This window comes from Piscinibacter sp. HJYY11, from assembly GCF_016735515.1.
Taxonomy (GTDB): domain Bacteria; phylum Pseudomonadota; class Gammaproteobacteria; order Burkholderiales; family Burkholderiaceae_C; genus Rhizobacter.
Map to the genome: position 1 here is coordinate 1952401 of NZ_JAERQZ010000001.1, position 19818 is coordinate 1972218.

General features: G+C 69.3%; 17 protein-coding genes. 10 read left to right on the forward strand and 7 right to left on the reverse strand.

Annotated elements, in window-relative coordinates; translation table 11 throughout:
- Positions 1 to 4: 4 nt before the first annotated feature.
- The 3 genes from JI745_RS08885 to hemC are packed head-to-tail and all read right to left on the reverse strand — an operon-like array spanning position 5 to position 2807.
- Positions 5 to 1111, reverse strand: a complete 1107-nt coding sequence (locus tag JI745_RS08885) for a uroporphyrinogen-III C-methyltransferase (RefSeq protein ID WP_310738548.1) — start codon at positions 1109 to 1111, stop codon at positions 5 to 7.
- Positions 1108 to 1860: a uroporphyrinogen-III synthase gene (locus JI745_RS08890; RefSeq protein WP_201805507.1), complete on the reverse strand. Its 753-nt coding sequence runs from the start codon at positions 1858 to 1860 to the stop codon at positions 1108 to 1110. Before JI745_RS08890 ends, JI745_RS08885 begins: the two co-directional genes overlap by 4 nt.
- 5 nt (positions 1861 to 1865) lie before the next feature.
- Positions 1866 to 2807: a hydroxymethylbilane synthase gene (hemC, locus tag JI745_RS08895; RefSeq protein ID WP_201805508.1), complete on the reverse strand. Its 942-nt coding sequence runs from the start codon at positions 2805 to 2807 to the stop codon at positions 1866 to 1868.
- A 118-nt stretch (positions 2808 to 2925) separates the two neighbouring features.
- On the opposite strand from hemC, the gene ppc reads away from it, so the two are divergent.
- The 3 genes from ppc to JI745_RS08910 all read left to right on the forward strand — a co-directional run bounded on the left by ppc (position 2926) and on the right by JI745_RS08910 (position 7357).
- Positions 2926 to 5700 (forward strand): phosphoenolpyruvate carboxylase, encoded by a 2775-nt coding sequence (gene ppc / locus JI745_RS08900; protein WP_201805510.1) that lies wholly within the window; start codon positions 2926 to 2928, stop codon positions 5698 to 5700.
- Positions 5701 to 5895: 195 nt separating this feature from the next.
- Positions 5896 to 6537, forward strand: a complete 642-nt coding sequence (locus JI745_RS08905; protein WP_201805511.1) for a hypothetical protein — start codon at positions 5896 to 5898, stop codon at positions 6535 to 6537.
- Positions 6518 to 7357 carry an AraC family transcriptional regulator gene (locus JI745_RS08910; protein ID WP_201805512.1) on the forward strand — a complete coding sequence of 280 codons (840 nt, stop codon included), beginning with the start codon at positions 6518 to 6520 and terminating at the stop codon, positions 7355 to 7357. Before JI745_RS08905 ends, JI745_RS08910 begins: the two co-directional genes overlap by 20 nt.
- On the opposite strand, the gene xdhC is transcribed toward JI745_RS08910, so the two are convergent.
- Genes xdhC through xdhA form a run of 3 tightly spaced genes read right to left on the reverse strand, consistent with a single transcriptional unit; the run spans position 7354 to position 12054 of the window.
- The gene (gene xdhC, locus JI745_RS08915) at positions 7354 to 8172 is read right to left on the reverse strand and encodes a xanthine dehydrogenase accessory protein XdhC (RefSeq protein ID WP_201805513.1); all 819 of its coding nucleotides are present in this window, start codon (positions 8170 to 8172) and stop codon (positions 7354 to 7356) included. The genes JI745_RS08910 and xdhC overlap by 4 nt on opposite strands.
- Before the next feature lies 1 nt (position 8173).
- Positions 8174 to 10546, reverse strand: coding sequence for a xanthine dehydrogenase molybdopterin binding subunit (gene xdhB / locus JI745_RS08920; protein WP_201805514.1), 2373 nt, complete (start codon positions 10544 to 10546; stop codon positions 8174 to 8176).
- Positions 10543 to 12054 carry a xanthine dehydrogenase small subunit gene (xdhA, locus tag JI745_RS08925; RefSeq protein WP_201805515.1) on the reverse strand — a complete coding sequence of 504 codons (1512 nt, stop codon included), beginning with the start codon at positions 12052 to 12054 and terminating at the stop codon, positions 10543 to 10545. The genes xdhB and xdhA overlap by 4 nt, the downstream gene beginning before the upstream one ends.
- A gap of 105 nt (positions 12055 to 12159) precedes the next feature.
- On the opposite strand from xdhA, the gene guaD reads away from it, so the two are divergent.
- Both guaD and JI745_RS08935 read left to right on the forward strand, forming a co-directional pair.
- Complete coding sequence (gene guaD, locus JI745_RS08930) at positions 12160 to 13473, forward strand: guanine deaminase (RefSeq protein ID WP_201805516.1); 1314 nt, start codon at positions 12160 to 12162, stop codon at positions 13471 to 13473.
- 79 nt (positions 13474 to 13552) lie between these two features.
- Entirely contained in the window at positions 13553 to 14584 is a 1032-nt protein-coding gene (locus tag JI745_RS08935; RefSeq protein ID WP_201805518.1) for an ABC transporter substrate-binding protein, read from the forward strand.
- 51 nt (positions 14585 to 14635) lie between these two features.
- On the opposite strand, the gene JI745_RS08940 is transcribed toward JI745_RS08935, so the two are convergent.
- The gene (locus JI745_RS08940) at positions 14636 to 15187 is read right to left on the reverse strand and encodes an ABC transporter ATP-binding protein (RefSeq protein ID WP_201805520.1); all 552 of its coding nucleotides are present in this window, start codon (positions 15185 to 15187) and stop codon (positions 14636 to 14638) included.
- Between the two features lie 79 nt (positions 15188 to 15266).
- On the opposite strand from JI745_RS08940, the gene JI745_RS08945 reads away from it, so the two are divergent.
- The 5 genes from JI745_RS08945 (at position 15267) to JI745_RS08965 (ending at position 19782) form a co-directional block, all read left to right on the forward strand.
- On the forward strand, positions 15267 to 16088 hold the full coding sequence (locus JI745_RS08945) for an alpha/beta hydrolase (RefSeq protein WP_201805522.1): 822 nt from the start codon (positions 15267 to 15269) through the stop codon (positions 16086 to 16088).
- Complete coding sequence (locus JI745_RS08950; protein WP_201805524.1) at positions 16085 to 16906, forward strand: ABC transporter ATP-binding protein; 822 nt, start codon at positions 16085 to 16087, stop codon at positions 16904 to 16906. Before JI745_RS08945 ends, JI745_RS08950 begins: the two co-directional genes overlap by 4 nt.
- The gene (locus tag JI745_RS08955; RefSeq protein WP_201805526.1) at positions 16903 to 17670 is read left to right on the forward strand and encodes an ABC transporter permease; all 768 of its coding nucleotides are present in this window, start codon (positions 16903 to 16905) and stop codon (positions 17668 to 17670) included. Before JI745_RS08950 ends, JI745_RS08955 begins: the two co-directional genes overlap by 4 nt.
- 37 nt (positions 17671 to 17707) lie before the next feature.
- Complete coding sequence (locus JI745_RS08960; RefSeq protein ID WP_201805528.1) at positions 17708 to 18553, forward strand: urease accessory protein UreD; 846 nt, start codon at positions 17708 to 17710, stop codon at positions 18551 to 18553.
- Positions 18554 to 18624: 71 nt separating this feature from the next.
- Positions 18625 to 19782: a DUF6607 family protein gene (locus JI745_RS08965; protein ID WP_201805530.1), complete on the forward strand. Its 1158-nt coding sequence runs from the start codon at positions 18625 to 18627 to the stop codon at positions 19780 to 19782.
- Positions 19783 to 19818 lie beyond the last annotated feature (36 nt).

The following is a 19818-nucleotide window of genomic DNA, read 5'->3' on the forward strand; positions in this document are numbered from 1 at the left end:
GCGGTCAACGTCCCGCGTTGGCCGCGGCGAGCGCCGCGAGCGTGTCGTCAGGGCGGGGCAGCCCCACCTGGCGGGCGCCTGCGGCCACCTGCTTGAGCAGATCGGAGGCCACGCCGGTGCGGCGCGAGCTGCGGTCGAAATAGCGCTCGAGCGACTGCTGCGCACCTTGCACATCGGTCTGCACGGTGTCGAACTGGCGGCTGAGCACCGCCAGCCGCGCGTTGAGCAGGCGCAGCTTGAGGTTCTCGCGCAGGAAGAAGGCCTGTTCCGGCGCGACGAGCATGGCCTCGGGGTGATCGATGCGGGTCACGCGCACCAGCGTGCGGGTCTCTCCCCAGAGCGTCTGCATGAGGCCGCCCCATTTGTCGGACACGGTGGCCGCCCATCCGGCCGGCGCAGATGCGGGGGCCGACGCGCCGCGTGCCGCGGCCTTGGGCGAACTTGCAGCAGCCTTGGTGTCCTTGCGTGGCTCGGCCTGCGACAGCAACGGCAGCTCGTCGACCAGCCGGATCGCCTCGTCGAGCTTGATCGAGAGTGCCGCGATGTCGGGTACGCCCACGGCCTTCACACGGTCGATGTCGCGCGCAATCGCGCGGCGCACGCCTTCGAGCCGCGGCTGGGCATAACGCGCAAGGCGATCGTCGGCCTGCTTGAGTGCCGCCACCAGCGGCTCGGCGCTGCCAGTGATGGTGGCTTGCTGTTGCGCGACGCGCAGCGCGGAATCGATGTCGACGAGCACGTTCTCATCGCGCGAGCGCGACAGCGACTGGATCAGGTCTTCAAGCTGCGTGCGCTGGATCGCCACTTCGGCCAGGCGCGCTTCGAGCAGCGTGACCTTGGCGGCACTCTCACGCGCGGTCTCGTCGGCACGCTTGGCGAGAAGACGGGCCTCGCCTGACTGCGTCTGGCTGTCCTGCTGGCGACGCACCAGCTCCTGCTCGAGCTTGCGCACACGCTGCTGCGCCGACCACGCGAGCCCGAGGCTCACCGCCACGACGAGGATCAACAGGAGCAGCAGCGCCGGTACCCAGCGGCTGCGGCGCGCCACGGGCGGCGGCGCGACAGGCTCGCTGGCGGCGGTGGGCAGGGGGGCTTGTGTGACATCGCTCACGATGAAATCGATTGTATGCAGGCCACCACGGCCTCAGCGCTGGGGCGGGCTTCGAGCACACGCCCGAAGCCGAGCGTGCGCGCGGTCTGAGTGATGCGCGGGTGGGTGGCGAGCGCCAGCGACGGCGCCCAATCGGCGTCGGGCGCCAGAGACTGCAGGTTGGTGATGGCCTCGGAGCTGCTGAAGAGCCACAGGTGGCCGGACGGTGTCGCGCGTGCATCGTCGAGCAGACCACGCTCCCTGGAAGACAAGGCGGGCAGCGTGCGGCCATACGCGGCCACGAACTCCAGCACCGCGCCCCGCTCGCGCAGCCGCTCGGCCAGCCAGTCCCGGCCGCTCTCGCCTCGCACGATCAGCACCTTGCGGCCCTGCCAGTCGCGCGCTGAGAGCTGCTCCCACAGCGCTTCGGAATCGAACTGGGGCGCGTCGGCCGCCGGCTCCACGATCTGTTGCACGCCGAGCGCACGCAGCACGCGCGTCGTGCCCGGCCCCGGCGAGGCGGCCACCACCACCTCCGGCCAAGCCAGCCCGTCGGGCCTGCCATCGAAGAAGCAGCTCACGGCATTCGGGCTCACGAACACCACCAGCGCCAGCTCGTGCAGGCCTTGCCACGCGCCAGCCAACGCCGCGCCATCCGTGGCGGGCGCGATCTTGATCAAGGGCAGCGCCTCGGCCTGCAAGCCTGCATCACGCAGCAAACGCACCCATTCACCGGCTTGCGCCCTGGGCCGGGTGACGAGCACGCGCATCGGGCTCAGGTCGCTGCGAGATAGACGTCGGCGCCGGCCGCCCGCAGGAGGGCCGCAGCCTCTTCGCCCAGCGCACTGGCCGCGTCGGCGTCGACCACCGACGCCTGCACCGACACCCGCAGCAGCGGACGGGTCGTCGTCTGCCCGTCGCCAAGGGCCGCGCTCAGCTGGAGCTGGTCGCCATGCCACACCGCATGCGCCGCCAGCGGCATGCTGCAGCTGCCCCCCAGGCTGCGCGACACCGCGCGCTCCGCATGGACCGCGAGCCAGGTGGGACGATGGATCAGGTCGGCGAGTTGCGCCCGCAGCGGGCCGGCGTCGGCGAGCACCTCGATGCCGAGCGCGCCCTGCCCCGCGGCCGGCAGCATCTCGGTCGTCTCGAAGGTGGCGCGGATGCGATTGGCCAGGCCCAGACGCTTCAGGCCGGCCGCGGCCAGCACGATCGCGTCGTACTGGCCCTCGTCGAGCTTGCGCAGGCGGGTGTCGAGGTTGCCGCGCAGGGGCTCGATCTGCAGGTCGGGGCGCAGCGCCCTGAGCAGCACCACCCGGCGCAAGCTGGAGGTGCCCACCTTGGCGCCCTGCGGCAGCTCCGCCAGGGAGGCGAACGTGTTCGACACCAGCGCATCGCGCGGATCCTCGCGCTCGAGCACCGCGGCCAGCACGAAGCCGTCGGGCAACTCCATCGGCACGTCCTTCAGCGAATGCACGGCCAGATGGGCGCGGCCTTCCTCGAGCGCCGTTTCCAGCTCCTTGACGAAGAGCCCCTTGCCGCCCACCTTGGAGAGCGTGCGGTCGAGGATCTGGTCGCCGCGCGTGGTCATGCCGAGCAGGCCCACGTCGAGCCCGAAACGCGACTTCAGCAGCGCCTGCACATGCTCGGCCTGCCAGAGGGCGAGACGGCTTTCACGGGTGGCGATCAGGAGTGGAGCAGGGGCGGCGTGCGACATCGGGCGATGCTAGCAGGGGCCCTCTTGCCGCCCCCCGAAAGCGCACCTTGGTAACCCGCAGTAACCCGACAGCCCTTACATTGCGCGCACTCCTCCACTCCTCTTGCAGAGAGCTCCCATGCCCCGCGCCCGTCCCGACGACGACAAGAACCTGCCCCTGGTTGCCGACATCCGCCTGCTCGGGCGCATCCTCGGCGACGTGATTCGCGAGCAGGAGGGCAAACCGGCCTTCGAGTTGATCGAACACGTGCGGCGCCTCTCGGTGGCCTACCGCCTGAAGCACGATGCGCAGGCCGGCAAGGCGCTCGACCGCCTGCTGAAGAACCTCTCGGCCGACCAGACCGTGAGCGTGATCCGCGCCTTCAGCTACTTCAGCCACCTCGCCAACATCGCCGAAGACCGCCACCACGTGCGCCGCCGCGAGCACCACGAGCGCGAAGGCCACCTGCAGGAAGGCTCGCTCGCCATGAGCCTCAACCGCCTGGCCGATGCCGACATCCGCGCCACCGAGATCGCCAAGACGCTCGAGCATGCCTACATCTCGCCGGTGCTCACCGCCCACCCGACCGAAGTGCAGCGCAAGAGCATCCTCGATGCCGAACGCGCCATCGCCGAGCTCGTGAGCCAGCGCGACAAGCTCGGCACCACGCGCGAGCTTGACCAGAACGAAGCGCTGATCCGGGCCCGCGTGACGCAGCTGTGGCAGACGCGCATGCTGCGCTACACCAAGCTCACCGTGGCCGACGAGATCGAGAACGCGCTCAGCTACTACCAGAGCACCTTCCTGCGCCAGATCCCGCGCCTGTACCGCGAGCTGGAGGACGCCCTGCCCGGCCACCCGATCGCGCCCTTCTTCCGCATGGGCAACTGGATCGGCGGCGACCGCGACGGCAACCCCAACGTGAGCGCCGAGACGCTGCAGATGGCGCTGCGCCGCCAGGCCGAGACCGCGCTGCGCTACTACCTGACCGAGGTGCACGAGTTGGGCGCCGAGCTGTCGATCTCGGCCATGCTTTCACCCGTCACGCCCGAGATGCAGGCGCTGGCGGCCGCTTCGCCCGACCAGGGCGCGCACCGCGAAGACGAGCCGTATCGCCGCGCCCTGATCGGCATGTACGCCCGCCTCGCGGCCACGCTGCACGAGCTGACCGGCACCGAAGCGCTGCGCCATGCCGTCGCGCCGCAGTCGCCGTATGCGCAAAGCAGCGAGTTCCTGCGCGACCTGCAGGTGATCGCGACCTCGCTCAAGTCGCACCACGCGCAGGCGCTCATTGCGCCGCGCCTGAAGCCGCTGATGCGTGCGGTGCAGGTGTTCGGCTTCCATCTGGCGACCGTCGACCTGCGGCAAAGCTCCGACAAGCACGAGGCCGTGGTCACCGAGCTGCTGAGCATCGCGCGCATCGAGGCCGACTACGCCGCGCTCGAGGAACCCGCGCGCCGCGAGCTGCTGCTGCGCCTGCTCAACGACGCGCGCCCGCTGCGCGTGCACGGCGCCGAGTACTCCGAGCTGGCCCGAGGCGAGGTGGCCATCTTCGAGACCGCGCTCAAGATGCGCCGCGCCTATGGCCGCGAAGCGCTGCGCCACTACATCATTTCGCACACCGAAGACGTGAGCGACCTGCTGGAGGTGCTGCTCCTCCAGAAGGAAGCCGGCCTGATGCGCGGCACGCTCGATGACTCGGCCAGCTGCGATCTCATCGTCTCGCCGCTCTTCGAGACCATCGGCGACCTGCGCCGCGCCGGCCCGATCATGCGCGACTATTACGCGCTGCCCGGCATCGCGCAGATGATGGTGCGCTCGGGCCGCGAGCAGGACGTGATGCTCGGCTACAGCGACAGCAACAAGGACGGCGGCTCCTTCACCAGCAACTGGGAGCTCTACCGCGCCGAGACCACACTGGTGAAGCTCTTCGACGAGCTCAAGCAGGAACACGGCATCGTGCTGCGCCTCTTCCACGGCCGCGGCGGCACGGTGGGCCGCGGCGGCGGCCCGAGCTTCCAGGCCATCCTGGCCCAGCCCCCGGGCACGGTGAACGGGCAGATCCGCCTCACCGAGCAGGGCGAGGTCATCAACTCCAAGTACGCCAACCCCGAGATCGGCCTGCGCAACCTCGAGACGCTCGTCGCCGCCACGCTCGAGGCCACGCTGCTGCACCCGACGAAGACGGCGCCCAAGGCCTTCCTCGACGCGGCCGACGCGATCAGCACCGCCAGCATGGCCGCCTACCGCAAGCTCGTGTACGAGACCCCGGGCTTCACCGACTACTTCTTCGCCGCCACGCCCATCCGCGAGATCGCCGAGCTCAACATCGGCTCGCGCCCCGCGTCACGCAAGGCCACGCGCGCGATCGAAGACCTGCGCGCCATTCCCTGGAGCTTCAGCTGGGGCCAGTGCCGTGTGGCGCTGCCGGGCTGGTGCGGCTTCGGCTCGGCGATCAACGCCTTCCTCGGCTCCAACGCGAAGGAACGCAAGGAGCGCCTGCTGTTGCTGCAGCGCATGCACAAGCAGTGGCCCTTCTTCCGCACGCTCTTGTCCAACCTCGACATGGTGCTCGCGAAGACCGACCTCGGCATCGCCGCGCGCTACGTCGAGCTGGTGGAAGACAAGCGCCTGGGCAAGAAGATCTTCGCGGCGATCGAAGCCGAATGGCGCGCCACGTCAGACGCCCTCGGCCTCATCACCGGCGAGAAGAAGCGGCTGGCGACCAACCCCTCGCTCGCGCGCTCGATCGAGCACCGCTTCCCCTACCTCGACCCGCTGAACCATCTGCAGGTCGAGCTGATGCGCCGCTACCGTCAGCAGCGAGACGACGACCCGGCCATCGAACGTGTGAAGCGCGGCATCCACATCTCCATCAACGGGGTCGCCGCCGGCCTGCGCAACACCGGCTGAACACGTCCCTGAGGCCAATTCTGGACGGGCGCATACAAAATCACAAAAGCCCGTGCCACCCGTGGAAATCCCCGAGGTTTCACCGAGAAAAATCAGCTCTTCCGTTCAAGTGAAAGCCTCAGAATCCAAGGAATTATGCACGCGCGTCCACTTTAGAGATGCGCCGGCCAGACCGGTTGGAGACGAGGCAGTTGCATGAGCGGATTCATCCACATCACCCACAAGACGCCCGCGTGGCAGAAGGCGCTGCGCATGGCCTGCGGGCTGGGCATCGTGATCGGGGGCTTCGTCTGGTACGTGCTCAGCGATGAAGGGCTGCCCATGGGCCCCACGGACGCGGCCAACGCCGCGCCCTTCGTCAAGGCCACGCCGCTCCCCGCACCGCCGCCCGTGGCGACGGGCACCGATCAGGCCGACGCCGACCGCGCACACGCCGACGCGCGCCTGGCCGCAGCCGCCGCCCGGCTCGGGCAGGACGAGCACGAGGACGACTACGCCACCCGGAATGCCGGCGTCGACGTGCGGCGCCTCACGCTGCAGCGCCACCAGACGGCGCGCAGCTTCCTGAGCGAAGTGCTCGTCACGCCCGGCCCGCAGTCGGGCTTCGTCGTGACCGACGTGCAGCCCGACAGCCGCTACGAACGCATGGGCCTGAAGCGCGGCGACGTGATCTACACGCTCGACACCCCCGGCACGCCCGCCATCGACGAGAACTCGATGGTCGCGCTGATGCAGCAGTCCGAGCTGTCGCTCGAGGTCTACCGCAACGGCACGCTGACGCGCCTGCACACCAACCTGGCCCACGTGGAGAACGGCGATGCCCTCCCCGCGCCCTGACGCCCCCTCGCAGCGTGCCGAGACCGCACCGCGCCGGTCGCAGGTGTACGTCTACGCCGACGGCTTCATGTTCTCGTGCGACGGCATGGTGGCGCCGCGCACCGAGCGCTACACCGCGACGATGCTCTTTGCCACTTCCGATGAGCCGATCGAGATCGAAGTCGGCGGCCAGCGCGAGCGGGCCGAGATCGCCGTGCTCAAGCCCTTCGTGCCCAAGTCGCTGCATTCGCCGCACCAGGCCTTCGTGAGCATCGGCATCAACCCCATGCACCCCGGCTACCGCGCCTTCACCCGCATGGCCGCGCCGGGCTTTGCCGCCATGCCCAGAAGCCTCTTTCCGCAGCTGGCGCCGCGCCTGCACGCCCTGCGCAACGGCGTGCTCGACATGCCCCAGGCACGGCATGTCTTCGAGCAGTGCGTCGAGGCGATCACGCGCCTCTTGCCGCCGCTCCGCCCGCTGGACCCGCGCATCGAGCGCGTGACCGCGCTGCTGGCGCGAGACCACCGCCAGGCGCTGGACACCCTCGCCGACCAGGCCTGCCTGTCGTACTACCGCATGTCGCACCTGTTCTCGCACGAGATGGGGCTGTCGCTGCGGCAATACGTGCTGTCGCTCAAGATCCACGCAGCGGCACGCTGCATCGGGGCCGGCCTGAGCCTGACCGCCACCGCGCACGAAGCGGGGTTCACCGATTCGGCCCACCTCTCGCGCGTGTGGACCAAGGCCTTCGGTGGGCCACCGTCGCACTTCCTCAACGAGCGGCGCTTCGCGATCCAGCCGACACAGGCCGTCAACGCGGCCTTGCAGGAAGCGGCCTAGCTACGAGGCTTCGCACTTTCGCGCAGCAGCTGCCCGACCACGGCCACCGCGATCACCTCGGGCTCCTTGCCCACGATGCCCGGCAGGCCGATCGGGCACACCATGCGATCGATGGCCGCATGCGGCAGGCCGCGCTCTTCCAGGCGGTGGATGAAGCGCTGCCTCTTCGTCCGGGAGCCGATGAGGCCGAAGAAGGTGAAGTCGTTGCGGCGCAGGATGGCCTCGGTGATGCGCAGGTCGAGGTCGTGCTGGTGGGTGAGCACGAGGTAGAAGGCGCCGGGTGGCGCGTGCCGCACTTCCGCTTCGACCGCGTCGACGGCGACCCGGCGGATGTGCCGCGGCCATGGCCCGTCGGCCAGCGCGGGTGGGAAGGCGTCCTCACGCTCGTCGATCCAGTCGACTTGCACCGGCAAGGTGGCCAGCAGCCGGGCGATCGCGCGGCCCACATGGCCCGCGCCGTAGAGCTGCAGATGAAAGCGCGGCGCCTCCTGCGGCCACGCGGCCAGATGCTCGGCATGCAGCCGCTCGAACGACAGTGTGACGGCCCCGCCACAGCACTGGCCGAGCGACGGGCCGAGCGCGTAGTGCACCGATTGCGCCGGCGCCTGGTCCGCCGCCAGCATCTCCCTCGCGCGCGCGATGGCCTGCCACTCGAGGTGGCCGCCGCCGATGGTGCCGGCCACGCAATCACCGGCCACCAGCATGCGCGTGCCCGCCTCGCGCGGCACCGAGCCTTTCGTGTCGCTCACCCGCACCAGCACCGCAGCGCGGCCGGAGGCGAGCCAGGCGAGGGCGTTGTCGCGCAGCAGCTCCATCTCAGCCGGCCTGCACCGCCTGGATCGCGCGCAGGATGGACTCGCTCGTCGCCGGCGCCGTCAGCGGCGGGTCGATCTGGTGGCCCCCGACCGCCGACACCGCATCGCGGATCGCGAAGAACACCGAGAACGGCAACAGCAGCGGCGGCTCGCCCACCGCTTTGCTGCGGTGGATGGTGTCGGCCGGGTTGTCGCCTTCGTAGAGCTTCACGTTGAGCACCGGCGGGCAATCGTTGGCGGTCGGGATCTTGTAGGTGCTGGGCGCATGCGTGGCCAGCAGGCCGGTCTGCGGGTGCCACACCAGCTCTTCGGTGGTGAGCCAGCCCATGCCCTGGATGAACGCGCCTTCGACCTGGCCGATGTCGACCGCCGGGTTGAGCGAGCGGCCCACGTCGTGCAGCAGGTCGGCGCGCAGCAGCCGCCACTCACCCGTGAGCGTGTCCACCAAGACCTCGCTCACGGCAGCGCCGTAGGCGAAATAGAAGAAGGGCTTGCCCTGCATGGTCTCGCGGTTCCAGTGCAGGCCGGGCGTGGCGTAGTGGCCGTCGGACCACAGCTGCACACGTGCCAGATAGGCCTGCGTCACGAGTTCACAGAACGGCACCTCGTGCGGCGCCTTCTTGCCGATGAAGACCTTGTCGTTGGCGAAACGCACCTCGCTCGACTTCACCCCGGCCTCTTCGGCGGCGAACGCGGCGAGCCGCTCGCGGATCTGGCGCGCGGCGTCCTGCGCCGCCTTGCCGTTGAGGTCGCTGCCGGTGGAGGCGGCCGTGGCCGAGGTGTTGACCACCTTCTGGGTGTCGGTCGCCGTCACGCGCACCCGCTCGAAGTCCACGCCGAGCTCATGCGCCACCACCTGGGCCACCTTGGTGTTGAGGCCTTGGCCCATCTCGGTGCCGCCGTGGTTCACGAGGATGGAGCCATCGTTGTACACGTGCACCAGTGCCCCGGCCTGGTTGAAGTGCGCCACGTTGAACGAGATGCCGAACTTCACCGGCGTGAACGCGATGCCGCGCTTGAGCACCGGGCTCGCGGCGTTGAACTCGGCCACCGCCTTGCGCCGCGCCCGGTAGTCGCTCGTCACTTCGAGCTGCGCCGTCAGCGGCTGCAGGATGTTGTCTTCTACCTTCTGGCCGTAGGGCGTCATCACCCGCTCGTCACCCTCGCTCGGACCGTAGTAGTTGAGCGTGCGCACGTCCAGCGGGTCCTTGCCGAGTGCGCGCGCGATGGTGTCGAGGATGTTCTCGATCGCGATGGCTCCCTGCGGCCCGCCGAAGCCGCGGAAGGCCGTGTTCGATTGCGTATTGGTCTTCGCCGAGTAGCCGTGCATCGCCACGTCGGGCAGCCAGTAGGCGTTGTCGAAGTGGCAGAGCGCCCGCGTCATCACCGGGCCGGAGAGATCGGCCGAGTGGCCGGCGCGCGAGACCATCGTGATCTCGGCGCCGAGCACGCGGCCCTCGTCGTCGTAGCCCACGTCGTACTCGTACCAGAAGCAGTGGCGACGGCCGGTGATGAGGAAGTCGTCGTCGCGGTCGGGGCGCAGCTTCACCGGCCGCTTGAGGCGACGTGCGGCCACCGCGGCCACGCAGGCGAAGAGCGCCGATTGCGATTCCTTGCCGCCGAAACCGCCGCCCATGCGCCGGCACTCCACCTGCACATGGTGCGCCTGCAGCTTGAGCACATGGGCCACCACGTGCTGCATCTCGCTCGGGTGCTGCGTGGAGCAGTGCACCAGCATGCCGTCGTTCTCTTTCGGGACGGCGTAGCTGATCTGGCCTTCGAGGTAGAACTGTTCCTGCCCGCCCACGTCGAGCGTGCCCTTGAGACGATGCGGCGCGGCCGCGAGAGCGGCCTGCGCATCCCCGCGGGCCAAGTGCATCGGCGGCAGCACGTACTGGCCGAGCTGATGCGCGTGTCGATGCGACAGCACCGGCGGCAGCGCCTCCACCGTCAGCACACGCTTCGCCTGGCCGGCGGCGCGCCGGGCGGCATCGCGGCTGGTCGCGATCACGGCAAACACCGGCTGACCGAGGTAGCGCAGCTCGCCGTCGGCCAGGATCGGGTCGTCGTGCACGATCGGGCCGCAGTCGTTGGCCCCGGGCATGTCGGCCGCGGTGAGCACGTCCACCACGCCGGGCATCGCCCGCAGCGCCTCGAAGTCAAGGCCAAGCAGCCGGCCGTGGGCGATGGGCGAGAGCCCGAGCGCTGCGTGCAGCGTGCCGGCGAGTTCGGGCAGGTCGTCGATGTAGGCCGCTTCACCAGCCACGTGCAGGTGGGCTGATTCGTGCGGCCGGCTGATGCCCACACGATGGCCCTCGCGCAAGGCCTGGGCCTCGGAGGGCGGCTGCAGGAAGCTGTCTAGCGGCTTGTTCATCGGACGGCCTCCACGCGGGCCCACACGGTGGTGGCCGCAGGTGGCAAGGGATCGTTCACCCGCGTCTCGAGCCAGAAGCGCTGCAACAGGTTCTGCGCCACCTGCAGCCGGTAGGCCGCACTCGCGCGCAGGTCGGTGAGGGGCTTGAAGTCTTGCGTGAGCGCAGCCTGCGCGAGCTTCACGCTCGCCTGCGTCCAGGGCTGGCCGGTGAGCGCTGCTTCGGCGGCGGCGGCGCGCTTGACGGTCGCGGCCATGCCGCCGAGCGCGATGCGCACCGACGTCACCGTGTCACCCGACAACCCGATCGCGAGGCCGGCACACAGCGCCGAGATGTCGCTGTCGAAACGCTTGCTGACCTTGTAGGCGCGCACCACACGCTGCAAGGCCGGCAGCGGCACGGCAATGGCCTGCACCAGCTCGCCGGCATGCAGCTGGTTCTTCATGTAGTCGAGGTAGAACTCGGCCAGGGCCACGCGCCGCACCCGGGTGCCCTTGCGGAGCACGAGCTGCGCATCGAGCGCCATCAGCACCGGCGCCGAGTCGCCGATGGGCGAGCCGTTGGCCACGTTGCCGCCCATCGTGCCGGCATGGCGGATCGGCGGCGAGGCGAAGCGCAGCCACATCTCGGTGAGCGACGGCACGCGCTGCGCGAGCGCCTGCCAGGCGGCTTCGAGCGGCACGCCGGCGCCGATCACGAGTTCGCCGTTGAGCTCCTCGATGCGCTGCAGCTCCTTCACTTCGCCGAGGTAGAGGATGTCGCCCAGCGGGCGGAACTGCTTGTTGACCCAGAGGCCGATGTCGGTGGCGCCTGCGAGCAACGTCGCATCGGGGTGGTATTCGCGCAGGCCCGCCAAGGCATCGAGCGTGCGCGGCGCGCGGAAGTGGTCGACGCGCTCGCCGCCGCCGAGCTGGCGGTTGAACGCGGTGTAGTGCAGACCATCTGCGCGCTGCAGCCTTTGCAGCACCTTCACGACGGGTGCCGCGTCGAGCTTGCGCGGGGGCAACTCGAACATGCGCTGCCCCGCATCCAGGATCGGCCGGTAGCCCGTGCAACGGCACAGGTTGCCCGAGAGTTCGTCGGCGAGCGCCTGCCGCGTCGGCTTCGTCGCCGCGGCCTGGTGCCGCTCGTAGCACGACCACAAGCTCATCACGAAGCCCGGGGTGCAGAAGCCGCATTGCGAGCCGTGGCACTCGACCATCGCCTGCTGGGTGGGGTGCAGGCCTCCGGGGCTTTTCAAGTCCTCGACGGTGAACAAGGCCTTGCCATCGAGCGTGGGCAGGAACTGAAGGCACGCATTCACGGTCTTCAGCGAGAGGCCCTCGCCCGAATCCGCCAGCTCGCCCACCACCACCGTGCAGGCGCCGCAGTCGCCCTCGTTGCAACCTTCCTTGGTGCCGGTGCAGTGGGCGTCTTCGCGCAGCCATTCCAGCACCGAGCGGGTGGGGTGCGGGCCATTCACCTCGACGACGGCACCGCGGTGGTAGAAACGGATGGGTTGCGGGTTCATGGGAACAGCTTATTCCAGTGCAGGCAGTTTTTCAGCGTCGAACATGCTTAGCATGCGCCATGCCGCCAGACCGTCCGCCGGTACGGGCCTTGCAGCGGTAGTGCCATGACCGTCTCTTCCTCCGCCCCCGGGCTCGCCCTGCGTGTCGCGCTGCGCGGCGACCTGCTCGACTTCACCGGCGCGCCCGAATGGGGCGCGACCGAGTCGCCGGTGGTGCGCTTCCGGCCCGACCACTGGCTGCTGATCGAAGGCGGCCGCATCGTCGGCGCCCAGGCCGAAGCACCCGACAGCAGCTGGCCCCGCCACGACCACAGAGGCCAGCTCATCCTGCCCGGCTTCATCGACACCCACGTGCACAGCCCGCAGCTCGACGTGATCGCGAGCTACGGCACCGAGCTGCTGGACTGGCTGAACACCTACACCTTCCCCGCCGAGCAGCGCTACGCCGACCCGGCCGAGGCCGAGGCCGGCGCGGCGCGCTTCCTCGATGCGCTGCTTGCGCACGGCACCACCAGCGCCGTCGTCTTCCCGACGGTGCACAAGGCCAGCACCGACGCGCTCTTCGCCGCGGCGCAGGCGCGCTGCATGCGGCTCATCACCGGAAAGGTGCTGATGGACCGCCATGCCCCCGAGGGCCTGCGTGACGACGTGGCCCAGGCCGAGCGCGACTGCGTCGACCTCATCCAGCGCTGGCACGGCACGGGCCGGCTGTCGTACGCGGTGACGGTGCGCTTTGCGCCGACCAGCACGCCCAAGCAGCTGGCGATGGCCGGCGCCCTGTGCCGCAGCGACCCGAGCCTCTACATGCAGACCCACGTGGCCGAGAACCGTGCCGAAGTCGCGTGGGTGAAGGAGCTCTTCCCCGAGGCGCGCAGCTACCTCGACGTCTACCACCGCGCCGGCCTGCTGCACCGCCGCAGCGTGCTCGCCCACGGCATTTGGTTCGACGACGAAGACCGCGCGCTGGTGTGCCGCTGCGGGGCCCAGGTGGCACACAGCCCGAGCTCCAACCTCTTCCTCGGCAGCGGCCTCTTCGACTGGCGCGCGGCCGAGGCCGCCGGCGCCGCGGTCAGCGTGGCCACCGACGTTGGCGGCGGCACGAGCCTGTGCCAGCTGCGCAGCCTGCAGGATGCCTACAAGATCCAGGCGATGCGCGGCGAGCGGCTCACCGCCTGGAAGGCGCTGCACGCGGCCACGCTGGGCGCGGCCGAGTCGCTGCTGCTGGCCGACGAGATCGGCTCACTTTCGCCCGGTCGCATGGCCGACCTGTGCGTGTGGGACTGGGCCTCGGGCCCGGTCGCACAGCGCCGGCTGGCCGTGGCGCGCGATCTGCATGAAAAAGTGTTCGCCTGGATGACATTGGGCGATGAACGCAACCTCGCCGCCACCTACGTGGCCGGCCTTCGGATGCCCGTGTGATGTGTCCGCCGGTCTTTGTCCGCCGCATTCAGACGAGCATGCTTCTTGCAAACCTCTTCCGTCCTCTTTTCACTCACCCATGAAGAAACTCACCGCCTCCCTCGCCCTCGCTGCCAGCCTCTTCTCATCGGCCGTGCACGCCCAGGAAACCTCGCTCAAGTTCCAGCTCGACTGGCGCTTCGAAGGCCCGGCCGCGCTCTTCCTCGTGCCGGCCGCGAAAGGCCACTTCAAGGCCGAGAAGCTCAACGTCACCATCGACGCCGGCAACGGGTCGGGCGGCACCGTCACCCGCGTGGCCTCGGGCACCTATGACATGGGCTTCGCCGACCTTGCGGCGCTGATGGAGTTCCACGCCAACAACCCGACCGCCCCCAACAAGCCGGTGGCGGTGATGATGGTCTACAACAACACGCCGGCCGCGGTGCTCGCGCTCAAGAAGAGCGGCATCAAGACGCCGGCCGACCTCAACGGCAAGAAGCTCGGCGCCCCGGTCTTCGACGCCGGCCGCAAGGCCTGGCCGATCTTTGCCAAGGCCAACAACATCACGAATGTCGCCTGGACTGCGATGGACCCGCCGCTGCGCGAGACCATGCTCGTTCGCGGCGACATCGACGCCATCACCGGCTTCTCGTTCACCTCGCTGCTCAACCTCGAGGCGCGTGGCGTGAAGACCGACGAGGTGGTGATCCTTCCCTACCCGCAATACGGCGTGAAGCTCTACGGCAACGCCGTCATCGTCGGCGAGGACTTCCTCAAGAAGAACCCCGAGGCGGTGAAAGCCTTCCTGCGGGCCTTCACCAAGGGCGTGAAGGACGTGATCGCCGACCCCAAGGGCGCCATTGCCACCGTCAAGGCGCGCGACGGCATCATCAACGAGGAGCTGGAGCTGCGCCGCCTGAAGCTCGCGCTCGACGCCTCGGTGCTGACCGCCGACGCCAAGGCCGAGGGCTTCGGCGACGCCAAGCCCGGCCGGCTGGCGCTGATGGCGAGCCAGGTGTCCGACGCCTTCGCGACGAAGGACCGGGTGAACGCCGCGGTGATCTGGAACGGCAGCTACCTGCCCACCGCCGCCGACCGTGACGTGTTCGCCAAGGCCGCCCCCAAGAAGTGAGCCATGCCCGCGGCGTGAGGCGCCCGCCTCACGCGCGGCCTGCCGGCACGCTCAGGGCAGGTCCACCGAGAACTGGAACATCATGGCCGAGTTGCCGAGGATGTTCGCCTGCACCGAATAGCGGGGCGTGAACTGCCAGCCCAGCGCGAGCACCACGCCGGGCGAGAAGCCGCCGTAGTTGAAAGGCACCTTGTCCTTGTACTCACCCTTGTAGCCGTACATCACGCCGGCCGTCCACTGCGCGTAGAGCTGCGGATAGGGGCTGAAGTCGTAGAGCCGCTGGCCGCCGTAGACCATGCCGCTCGGCTGCCCGAAGGAGTTGCTGAAATAGCAGGCACCCCAGAGCAGCCCGTCGCGCCGCTCGCGCTCGAAGCCGACCATCCACACCGGCCGGTGATTGGGGTCGTGTGAATAATGGATCGTGTAGGGCGATGCCATCAGCCGCCAGGTGCCGCCTTCGCCGGAGGGCGTGGCAGCCTTGGCAGGTGCCGCAGCTGAAGGGGCTGGAGTGGAGGCAGGTGGCGCTGAATCGGTCGACTGGGCGGATGCCGGCAGCGCTGTGCAGGCCGCGGCCAGCGCCAGCGCGGGAACAAGGACTTTCATGGGTTCAATTGTCGCCATGTTTTTGAGCACTCACGCCCGCCACCGGTGGCGGTGGGTAACGCTCTGTGTGACGCTTTGCATGTCGGCGCTGACTGGCGGCTGTGCCTGGTGGGACGCCAAGGAGCGCGAGCTCGTCTACCGCCCTGCGCCCGGTCGCCCGGCCGACTTCGCCGGCCTGAAGGCGGGCGACGAGATGTACACGCTCAAGGTCCGCGGAGACAAGCCCGACCGGCCCGAGACGCTCGCCTTCTGGTGGATGCCCGCGGCCGACCCGCAGGCGCCCACGCTGCTCTACCTGCACGGCACCTTCCGCAGCCTCTACAGGAACCACCCGAAGATGGAGGCGCTGCGTGACGCCGGTGTGTCGGTGCTGGCAGTCGACTACCGCGGCTGGGGCGACAGCGAGCCCATCATTCCGTCCGAGGAATCGATCCTGGCCGACGCCGACGTGGCCTGGGTCGAACTCATCAAACGACAGCCCGACCCGAAGAAGCGCGTGATCTTCGGGCACTCGATGGGGGGCGGCGTGGCCATCGACCTCGCCATGCGCAAGCGCTGGCGCACCGACTACGGCGCGCTGATCGTCGAGTCGACCTTCACCAGCCTGCCCGACGTGGCGGCCGCCGTCGGCACCTACGGCGTGGTCGCCTCGTGGATCACCCGCCAGCGCTTCTACTCCGACCAGAAGATTGCCAAGGTCGACGCCCCCATCCTGATGATGCACGGCGACCGCGACAGGACTGTGCCGGTCGAGCTGGGCCGGAAATTGCGTGATGCCGCCCGGCCCGGCAGCGTGCGCTGGGTCGAGATCTCGGGCGGCTCGCACAGCTACCTGCACCGCGAGGCGCCCGGCATCTACCGTGAAGCCGTGAAATCCATCCTGACCTACTTGCCCAAATGACCGCCCCGTTCGTCGATTTCAGGAACGTCTGGCTCGCCTACAACGACGAGCTGCTCGCCAAAAAACAATACGCGGTCGAAGACATCTCGCTGCAGGTCGGCGAGGGCGAATTCATCGCGATCGTCGGGCCCTCGGGCTGCGGCAAGTCAACCTTCATGAAGCTCGCCACCGGGCTCAAGATGCCTTCGGAAGGCAGCATCCTGATCGACGGGCGCGAGGTCAGCGGCCCGCTCAAGATCACCGGCATGGCCTTCCAGGCACCATCTCTGCTCCCGTGGCGCACCACCTTGGACAACGTGCTGCTGCCACTGGAGATCGTGGAGCCCTATCGCTCCAACTTCCGCGCCAAGCGCGCCGAGTACGCCGACAAGGCGAGGAAACTCCTGGCCAGCGTGGGCCTCGGCGGCTACGAAGACAAGTTCCCTTGGCAGCTTTCGGGCGGCATGCAGCAGCGCGCCTCGATCTGCCGCGCCCTGATCCACGAGCCCAAGATGCTGCTGCTCGACGAGCCCTTCGGTGCGCTCGATGCGTTCACCCGCGAAGAGCTGTGGTGCATCCTGCGTGACCTGCACGCGGCGCAGAAATTCAACGTCATCCTCGTCACGCACGATCTGCGCGAGGCGGTGTTCCTTGCCGACACGGTCTACGTGATGAGCCGCAGCCCGGGCCGCATGCTGGTGCGGCGCGAGATCGAGATCCCGCGGCCGCGCGAGCTGGAACTCACCTACACCAAGGGCTTCACCGACATCGTGCTCGAGATGCGCGAGCACATCGGCGCCATCCGCAAACCGGTGGGCCAGGTGGAGGTGCCGCAATGAACAAGAAGCAGAAAGAGGCGCTGGCGCCCTGGGCGCTGCTCGTGGGCGTGCTGCTCTTGTGGGAGCTGCTGTGCCGCGGCTTCAACGTCTCCGAGTTCATCTTCCCCTCGCCCTCGCGCATCGCGTCGCAGCTGGTCGAATTCCGCGGTGTGATCGCCGGCCACGCCTGGCGCACCTTCTGGGTCACGATGGCCGGCTTCGGCCTGTCGATCGTGGTCGGCACGCTGCTCGGCTTCCTCATCGGCAGCTCGCGCATGGCCTATTCGGCGATGTACCCGCTGATGACCGCCTTCAACGCGCTGCCCAAGGCCGCCTTCGTACCCATCCTCGTGGTGTGGTTCGGCATCGGCGTCGGGCCGGCGGTGCTCACCGCCTTCCTCATCTCCTTCTTTCCGATCACCGTCAACATCGCGACCGGCCTCGCCACGCTGGAGCCGGAGCTCGAAGACGTGCTGCGCGTGCTCGGCGCCAAGCGCTGGGACGTGCTCATCAAGGTGGGCCTGCCGCGCTCGCTGCCCTACTTCTACGGCTCGCTGAAGGTCGCGATCACGCTCGCCTTCGTGGGCACCACCGTGTCGGAGATGACGGCGGCCAACGAAGGCATCGGCTACCTGCTCATCTCGGCCGGCTCGTCGATGCAGATGGGCCTGGCCTTCGCCGGCCTGGTGGTGATCGGCGTGATGGCGATGGCGATGTACGAGCTCTTCGCGGTGGTCGAGAAGCGCACCACGGCCTGGGCGCACCGGGGGTCGAACGCGAGCTGACTACACTGCGCGCCTGTTTCCACTCCGCCTTTCGCCCATGGGCTGGCACGGCCACCTGAAGCTCGACTACCGCAGCTCTTCGTCGAATGGCGGCGGCCCACGCACCACCGTCCTCGACTCGCACAACGGCCCACTGCGCGTGCTGCAAAGCCTCTACCCCGAGGGCGATGCGGTCTGCCACAACGTGCTGGTGCACCCCCCGGGCGGCATTGTGAGCGGCGACGTGCTGGCAATCGATGTCAACGTGCAGGCCGGCAGCCACGCGCTCATCACCACGCCGGGCGCCACACGCTTCTACCGCAGCCTCGGCGCCCCGGGCCTGCAGACGCTCACCACCCGCGTGGCCGAAGGCGGCCGCTTCGAGTGGCTGCCGCTCGAGACCATCCTCTACCCCGACACGCTGGCCGAGAACCGCATGCGTTTCGAGCTGGCGCCCGGCGCCGAGATGATGGGCTGGGACGTGCTCGCCCTCGGCCTGCCCGCGAGCGACCAGCCCTACGACCGCGGCCGCTACACGCAGAGCATCGAGCTGCCCGGCGTGTGGCTGGAGCGCGCGCAGATCGACGGGCAGGACACCCACCTGCTGCGCTCGCCCCTCGGCTGGGCCGGCCACAGCGTGCTGGCCACCATGTGGTTCGCGTCGGGCACCGCCCTCACGAACACCCGGCGCGAAGAACTCCTGGACGCGGCCCGCGAGGCGATCTCGTCCGACCCGCTGCGCGCGACCGCCGGCTGCAGCTCGCCGCACGCCGAGGTGGTGGTGCTGCGCGCACTGGCGCACCGGGTCGAGCCGGCCATGCACCTGCTCACGCAGGTGTGGCAGCGCTGGCGCAAGCTGGGCTGGTCGCTGGCCGGCACGCCGCCGCGCGTCTGGCGCACCTGAGTCGCAGTAACCCTTCGCCGCTGGGCCAAGCCGGTGGACAGGGCGGGCGCCGCTCCTAAACTGCGGCGCGCATGAAGACGACGACCACCCTCCTCCTCTGCCTGGCCGCGATGCTGCCCACCGCAGGCCAAGCCGCCCCACCTGCGGCCTCTGCGGCCCCAGCGGCCAGTGCCGCCTCGGCCGCGAGCCCGCTGCGCTACACCTTCTCGTGGCCGCTCGACCGCGACGGCCTCAAGCCCCGCGGCGGCACCACGCGCGGCGCGGCCGTGGCGATCGACACCACGCCCTCGCCAGCCTGGCAAGCGCTGCAGGCCGCGGGCCTGAGCCCGCAGGAGCGCGACCGCCGCGCCATCCTCGCGATGGCCGGCAGCTACCGCGTCACCTTCGACTTCCTGGAAGTCGCGTCCTACACCGCAGCCGACGACCCGGTGAAACTCGGCCCCTACCAGTCGTGGGGGACCGAGAAGGTCTACGTCGACCGCAACGAGCCGGGCCTCGTGAGCCTGGTGCACATCCTCGAGATGCGCATGGTCGAGAAAGACGGCAAGGTCAGCGAGCCCTTCGTCACCAAGCACTGGCGGCAGGACTGGCGCTACGAGCCCCTGGCGATCGTCGAATACCTCGGCCGCGACCGCTGGCAGCGCCGCCCGGTGCCCGCGGCCGCGCGCCGCGGCGCCTGGGTGCAGACGGTCTACCAGGTGGACGAGTCGCCGCGCTACGCGAGCCTGGGCCGCTGGCAGCACAACGCGAGCTTCTCGACCTGGATCAGCGGCGATACCCGGCGCCCGCTGCCACGTCGCGAGTGGAGCGTGCGCAAGGACTACGACACCCTCATCGGCACCAACCGCCACACCGTGCACCCGACCGGCTGGACGCAGGAGGAAAACAACCTCAAGGCCCGGCTCGATGCGGAGCGCCAGCCCGACGCCGGCTTCCCCTACGTCGGCCGCGAGCTCGGCATGGCGCGCTACGAGCGACTGAAGGAACCCGACTTCGCCGCCGCCGACCGCTACTACGCCGCCACGCGGACCTTCTGGCACGAAGTGCTGGCCGCCTGGGATGCCGCGTTCGTGAAGCACGGCACGCTCACGCTCAAGGGCCCGGTCGACAAGCTCGGCCTCTTCGTGCCGCTCTTCGAGCGTGCAGGTGAAATCGAGGAAGGCAAAGCCAAGGGCGAGCATGCACCCGTCATCCGCAAGGCCCTCGGCGACATCGGCGTGCCGAACTGACGGCCCTCGTCCGTGAATACACGGCCGATCCCCCGA